We start from the raw sequence: 7,496 nt of genomic DNA on the forward strand, positions 1-7,496 counted from the left end.
TTTTACTTGACCACTACAAGCCTTGATGTTGTGGTTACCGATGAAGACGGTACAACAGAGGCAACCACTGCTGGAATTACTGTACTTGAGGTGAACGATCCGCCAATCACAGGTTCTACGAGTTACTCAGTGAATGAGGATGAAGTTATCACCATCAGTTCTGAACAACTGTTGGCGAATTCTTCAGACATTGAAGGCGAAGTGGCGATTGATAGTGTTAACTACACCGGTTCCGACGGTATCTTCACTGACAATGGTGATGGCACATTCAGCTTCGCTCCGAATGCTAACTTTGACGGTGATGTGAGCCTAGATGTGGTCGTTACTGATGAAGATGGCGCAACCGCAACAACGACAGCAAGTATTGATGTCCTTCCGATCAACGATCCACCGGTATCGGGTGACTTGGCATACAGCATTGATGAAGATGGTTCGATTACTCTGACTCAAGAGCAATTGTTATCTCAAGCATCGGATGTCGATGGCGATGACCTAACGGCTAGCAACCTAAGTGCAGGGGATAACGCGACTGTTGTTGATAATGGCGATGGTACCTTTACGGTAACACCGGATGCTGATTTCAACGGCAACATCGACCTAAGTTTCGACATCTCCGATGGTACAGAATCAATTGTGGCGAACGCCGATCTTACGGTTAACCCAATCAATGACCTACCAACCAGCGATGATGTTTATGCCAACGTTGATGAAGACAACACCATTACTATCACGCAGGAGCAGTTACTTGCGAATGCAGCGGATATTGAAGGTGATGATCTAGTCGCTTCTAACTTAACCTTGGTGGGAGACGATGCGACCATTGTTGATAATGGCGATGGCACATTCTCGATTACTCCAAGCGAAAACTTCAATGGCTACATCGATGTGGCGTACAGCATCAGTGATGGCGACACGCCGATTGCAGCGAACTTAGGTTTGACCGTTGACCCAGTTAACGACGCACCAATTGTTTCTGCTGATGTAGCGATAACCATTGAAGAAGATGGTTCGTACACCATCACTCAAGAAGAGCTCCTTCAATTCGCGACTGACATCGAAGACGATGACATGACCGCAATTATTGGAGAGCAGGGTGATGAAACTACAGTAACGGGTACGGTGTTGGATGCTGAAACCGGCAATCCAATCGTAGGTGCGGATGTTACTCTAACCGACAACGCAGGACATTCTTACACAGCGGTGACCGATCAATCTGGTAACTACTCTGTGAGCGGTCCAGTTGTTGACCAAGGTACCGTAACGATTGAACAAGAAGGCTCTATTACTAGCAGCTTCTTGGTTCCAGCAGGTGAAGATACCAATGGTGGCGTAACCGCTATATCTGAAGTGCTTGAAGAAACAGATATGCGTATCGTGGTCACATGGGGTGAAAGCCCACGTGATATGGATAACCACCTATGGCTCTACGATACAGAGAATGGCAATGAGTTGGATCATATCTACTACCGCGATATGAATCATGACCTAGGCGGAGGCAATGTTGTTCAGCAAGACGTTGATGACACAAATGGTGGTGGCCCTGAAACCATCACTATTCCAAATTATCAAGATGCTGACATGCACTACTCAGTGCACAATTACACCAGCAGAAGTTGGGATGTAGATGGCGTTGAAAATGTGCAAGTTCAGGTGTTTGTGGGTGATACATTGGTTGAGACCTTTAGCCCAGATTTATCTGAAAACCCATCAGGTGACCACTGGCATGTATTCGATATCGTTAACGGCGTTATTGTTCCAAGCCAAGATGTAGGCACTCAGAATGCGTTTGATTTACCAACGGCAGAAGAAGCGCTTGCGAATGAAAATGGTATTGATATCTCTGAATTGCTTACGGGCGGTGAAGATGATGACACCACTGATGAAACTGGCGATTCAACGGATCAAACAGGTGAATCAGCAGGGGAAACGGGCGGTAACGAACCAAGTGTTGGAGATGTCTCAATTGAGAACGCTCTTATTACTGATAATGGTGACGGTACGTATACCATCACACCGGAAGAGAACTTTAACGGTGAATTCTCCATTAGCTACAACGTGGACGATGGCAACGGTGGAGTTACTCCAGCGGAACTAGACGTGACCGTTACAGCAGTTAACGACCTTTCTGTTATTTACGACCATGACTACACCATTAATGAAGATGGCTCGTTAACCTTTACAGATGAACAGTTGTTGGCTGGTGCAACGGATATTGACGGCGATGACCTTTCTGTCGAGTCGGTTAATTACGAAGGCACTGACGGTGTGTTCACGGATAATGGCGATGGTACTTACACCTTTGCTCCAAACGAGAACTTCAATGGTAATGTCGACCTAACTTACGATGTGAGTGATGGTACTGATGTTGTATCGGCGAACATTGATGTTCAAGTTGTTCCAATCAATGACGTACCGGTAGCGGGCTCAACAACTTATAGCGTTGAAGAAGACGGCAGTATCACCCTAAGCGATGCACAACTTCTTGCGAATAGCTCGGATGTTGAAGGGGAAGTGTTTGTTAGCGATGTAAGCTACAGCGGCACTGATGGTGTATTCACGGATAATGGAGATGGTACTTACACCTTCTCGCCAAATGAAAACTTTAACGGCGACATCAGCCTTGATGTGTCTGTTATGGATGAAGATGGCGCAACCGCTGAAACAACGGCAGGCATCGACGTTATTGCCGTTAATGACCTACCAGTTGCTGGGTCCACAACCTACAGCGTTGATGAAGATAACGTGATCACGATTTCTGATGCTCAGCTTCTTGCGAATAGCTCAGACATCGAAGGTGATGTGTCCGTTAGCGATGTTTCTTACTCTGGCACAGACGGTATCTTTACCGACAATGGTGATGGTACTTACAGTTTCGCGCCAAATGAAAACTTCAACGGTAATGTCAGCTTAGATGTTACCGTTGCTGATGAAGATGGTGCTACCGCTCAAACGACGGCGGGCATTGATGTTATCGCGGTTAATGACGCGCCAGTATCAGGCGACTTGGCATACTCAGTGGATGAAGATGGTTCAATCACCCTAAGCCAAGAACAACTGCTAGCCCAAGCATCTGATGTGGATGGAGATGCTCTGACTGCATCTAATATAACGGCAGGTGATAATGCCACGGTAACGGCAAACGATGATGGTTCATTTACTATCATTCCAGATGCCGATTTCAATGGCGATATTGACCTAAGCTTCGACGTGTCAGATGGCGTAGAAACCGTTCAAGCTGGCGTTGATTTAACGGTTAATCCAGTAAATGACTTACCTACGGCTGAAGACCAAAGCTTCACTGTTGAAGAAGATGGTACGTTAACCTTCACTGATGAAGACTTGCTAGCCGGTGCTGCGGACATTGATGGTGATGACCTATCTGTCGCTGATGTGTCTTACACGGGTGCGGAAGGCGTGTTCACTGACAATGGTGACGGCACATATAGCTTTGCTCCGAACGAGAACTTCAATGGTGATGTAAGCCTAGGTTTCACAGTTTCTGATGGTACTGATACGGTTGATGCCAACATCGACGTAACGGTAACAGACGTTAACGATGCACCAGTGGCGGGTGCAACGTCTTACCAAATGAATGAAGATGGCACTATCACATTGAGCCCTGAGCAGTTGATTGCGAATAGCTCTGATGTGGACGGTGAAGTGTCGCTTGATAGCGTGAGCTACTCGGGTACTGATGGCATCCTAACTCAGAACGAAGATGGTTCAGTTACGTTTGCACCGAACGAGAACTTCAATGGTGATATCAGCCTTGATGTAACCGTTATTGATGACGATGGCGCGACGGCTGAAACAACCGCTGGTATTGAAGTTATTGCTGTTAATGACGCACCTGTAGCAGGAAACGTGGCTTACTCGGTTGATGAAGACGGTTCAATCACGCTATCTCAAGAGCAGCTGCTTGCTCAAGCATCTGATGTTGATGGCGATGCACTGACTGCAAGCAACCTATCTGCGGGTGATAATGCGACGGTAACGGCAAACGATGATGGTTCATTTACTATCACTCCGGATGCTGACTTTAACGGTGACATAGACCTAAGCTTCGATGTGTCCGATGGCCTTGAAACTGTTCAAGCTGGCGTTGACCTAACGGTTAATCCAGTGAATGACTTACCAACCGCTGCTGACCAAAGCTTTACCGTTGAAGAAGATGGTACGTTAACCTTCACTGATGCTGACCTATTAGCAGGCGCAGCAGATATTGATGGTGATGACCTATCTGTTGCTGATGTCTCTTACACGGGTGCAGAAGGTGTGTTCACTGATAACGGTGACGGCACATATAGCTTTGCTCCGAACGAGAACTTCAATGGTGATGTAAGCCTAGGTTTCACAGTTTCTGATGGTACTGATACGGTTGATGCCAACATCGACGTAACGGTAACAGACGTTAACGATGCACCAGTAGCGGGCGCAACGTCTTACCAAATGAATGAAGATGGCACCATCACAATCAGCCCAGAGCAGCTAATTGCTAATAGCTCTGATGTTGATGGTGAAGTGTCGCTTGAAAGCGTGACTTACACTGGTTCTGACGGCGAATTGGTTCAAAACGATGATGGTTCTGTGACCTTCACTCCGAGTGAGAACTTTAATGGCGATATCAGCCTAGATGTGGTCGTGACCGATGATGACGGTGCAACTGCGACAACAACGGCGGGTATCGAAGTTCTGGCAGTGAATGATGGACCTGAATCTGAGGATGTGAACCTAACCACAGCCGAAGACAGCACCATTCTTATTACGCAAGGCATGTTGTTAGCTCAAGCTACCGACATCGATAACACCGCAGATGAGCTGTCAGCTTCTGGTCTACAAATCGACCCAGGTTTAGGTGAGTTGCTAGACAACGAAGATGGTACTTGGTCATTTACGCCTAACGAAAACTTCAATGGCGATGTGCCAATGACGTTTAACGTTAGCGATGGCCAAGAGACAATTTCAGTCGACGGCAACATCGATGTTACGCCAGTGAATGATGCACCTGAAGCGCCAACCATTGAGATGCAAGGCGAAGAAGATGTGGTCATGGTGATTGACCCTGCTTACATCGCGGATCAAGTAACAGACCTTGATGGTGACGAGATCAGCATTGAGAGCATTACAGTTCGAGCTCCAGCGAATGCGACTTTAACTCAGCAACCAGACGGCATGTATCACTTAGTGACTACGCAAGACTTCAATGGCTTGGTAGAACTGGGTTATCAAGCAACTGATGGTGAAGAAGTGGTTGATGGTTCGCTGAATGTGGATGTCATTCCTGTTAACGACGCACCGTTTAATGTCGGCAACGCAATGATGACCACAAATGAAGATGGCGCGTTTACCTTCGATGCTGGCGACTTGATGAACTTGTTCGGTGACATTGATACGGCTGACCTTGTTGTTTCTCGCATTATCACTGCAGACGGTGAAGATGGCGGAGAAGTCACAGACAACGGTGATGGTACTTGGACATTCACACCAACAGGCGACTTCGCCGGTGTTTCTGACCTACAAGTGGTCGTGAGTGACGGTGAATTTGAAACGGTTCTTGATGTTCCTGTGTTTGTACGTCCTGTCGCAGATGGTGCGGTGATTACAACCGACCATGACGGTCCATTAGTCTTCGGTGAAGATGAAACGGGTCACTTGGGACTGAACGTTGGCCTCGTCGATGATTCAGAAACACTAAGTAACTTGGTGATGACAGGTTTCCCTGTTGGATTCGAGGTAACTGATGGTGTGAACACTGTGATGATCACTGAGCCGGGTCAATACATCGACTTGTTCGATTGGGATATCTCAAACATTCAAATGACGCCACCTGAAGACTTCCATGGAGAGTTCTTCGTAACCGTAAGCGCAACAACGGTTGATTACGGAGATGAACCAGAAGCGTTTGAGGATGGTATCGATTCAGGTGATTTCGAAACCGTAGCGGGTGATTCCATCATCCTAACGGCGGACGACCTAATCGGTTTAGCTGAGAATGTGGATGCTGACAGCGATGATGAAGTGAAACTGGTTCATCTTGCCGACCGCAGCCAAGGTGAGATTGTCGATAATGGCGATGGCACTTGGACATTCACACCTGCACCAGGCTTCACTGGCGAAGCAGATATTGCTTACGTGGTCGATAAAGATGGTGTGCTTCATGATGAGCAAACTGGCGTAGTCGTCAAAGAAGGCGATTCACAAGAGAATGCGGCACCAGAAGTTAACAGCATCACAACGACGGAAATCGCTGCAGATGCAACCTTGTCGTTCACTGATGAAGACATGTTAGCAAACCTGAGCGATGCAGAAGGCGACAGCTTGAGCATTGAGTCAGTAAGCTTGATGGAAGGTCAGGGCGTAATAGAAAGCGATAACCAAGGTAACTATCAGTTCACACCTGCTGAAGACTACACCGGTGATGTTCAAGTTGGATTTATTGCTACCGATGGCGAGAATCGCATCGAAAGCTTCTTCAATGTGGATATCCAAGCTAGCGATGAAGCAGCTGCGAGCGAAGGGTATGCCCTAGCTGATGATGGCTCACTAACTATCACAGATGCACAGTTGGTGGATGAGTTAGGTGTTAGCGATGCAGCTCAAGTTGTTGATGTTGCGGATGCAAACGATGCAGGTTTCTTTGCTGAATCTGGTGAAGGTGAGTGGACGTACTGGCCGAACGAAGACTTCGATGGCAATTTAGCGATGAATGTTGAAGTCAACGACGGCGGTGAAGTGTCAAGTCACAGCTTAAGTATCCAAGTAGACGATGATTCAGTTCAAGGTGATGAACCACAAGTTCAATCTGTTCAAGCAACAGAAGAGCAGCAAGTGGAAGTTGCGCAACAAACTGATGACCAAGCTCAAGATACTGAAGGTGAAACTGAAGACAGCGCTGCAGATGTAACCGCGGCACCGGGTGATACTATCTCTATCTCGATTCCAGATGAGGTGAGTGGTAACGAGTCGGTTGATTACGCTGAAATGTCTGGTCTGCCTGAGGGTGCGACTGTGAGCAACGCACTGGATAACGGTGATGGTAGCTTCACAATTAGCGGCAACCTAGAGCAGCCGGTATCTGTTGAACTTCCTGAAGGTTACGAAGGTACTAGCGAAATCCAATTCCAAGGTTACGACGAGTTGGGTAGCTCAATAGAGGGGGCTAGTGGTTCTGTTGAAGTTGAGGTCGATGACCAATACACCATGCAAGGTTCTACGCAAGAGCAGCAACCGGATATGGCAGGTATGGAATCAGGTGGCAGCGACTGGACAAGTGCTGGTGGTCAAGACCAAGGTGTTGACTTCACGGACGATTCTGGAAGCTTCGATTCAGATTCTCAAACTGGAACAGACCAAAGCAACGACTTCGACCAAAGCTCGATTTAATCGAGAGGGCTTAGTTTTAGTCTAAACCGACAAATAGATAGGGCAGCGAACAGTTGCCCTCATTAAAGCCATGTAGAGTCATTGATACATGGCTTTTTTATGGTTCATCGCGG

General features: G+C 47.3%; 1 protein-coding gene. It reads left to right on the forward strand.

The window, feature by feature from the left end; all coding sequences use genetic code 11:
- The coding region (locus BCT34_RS21630; protein WP_133151000.1) for a tandem-95 repeat protein at window positions 1-7,383 on the forward strand (7,383 nt) is incomplete at its 5' end.
- Window positions 7,384-7,496 lie beyond the last annotated feature (113 nt).

Origin of the sequence: Vibrio sp. 10N.261.45.E2 (assembly GCF_002875705.1) — a bacterium.
In the GTDB taxonomy this organism is placed as follows: Bacteria; Pseudomonadota; Gammaproteobacteria; order Enterobacterales; family Vibrionaceae; genus Vibrio.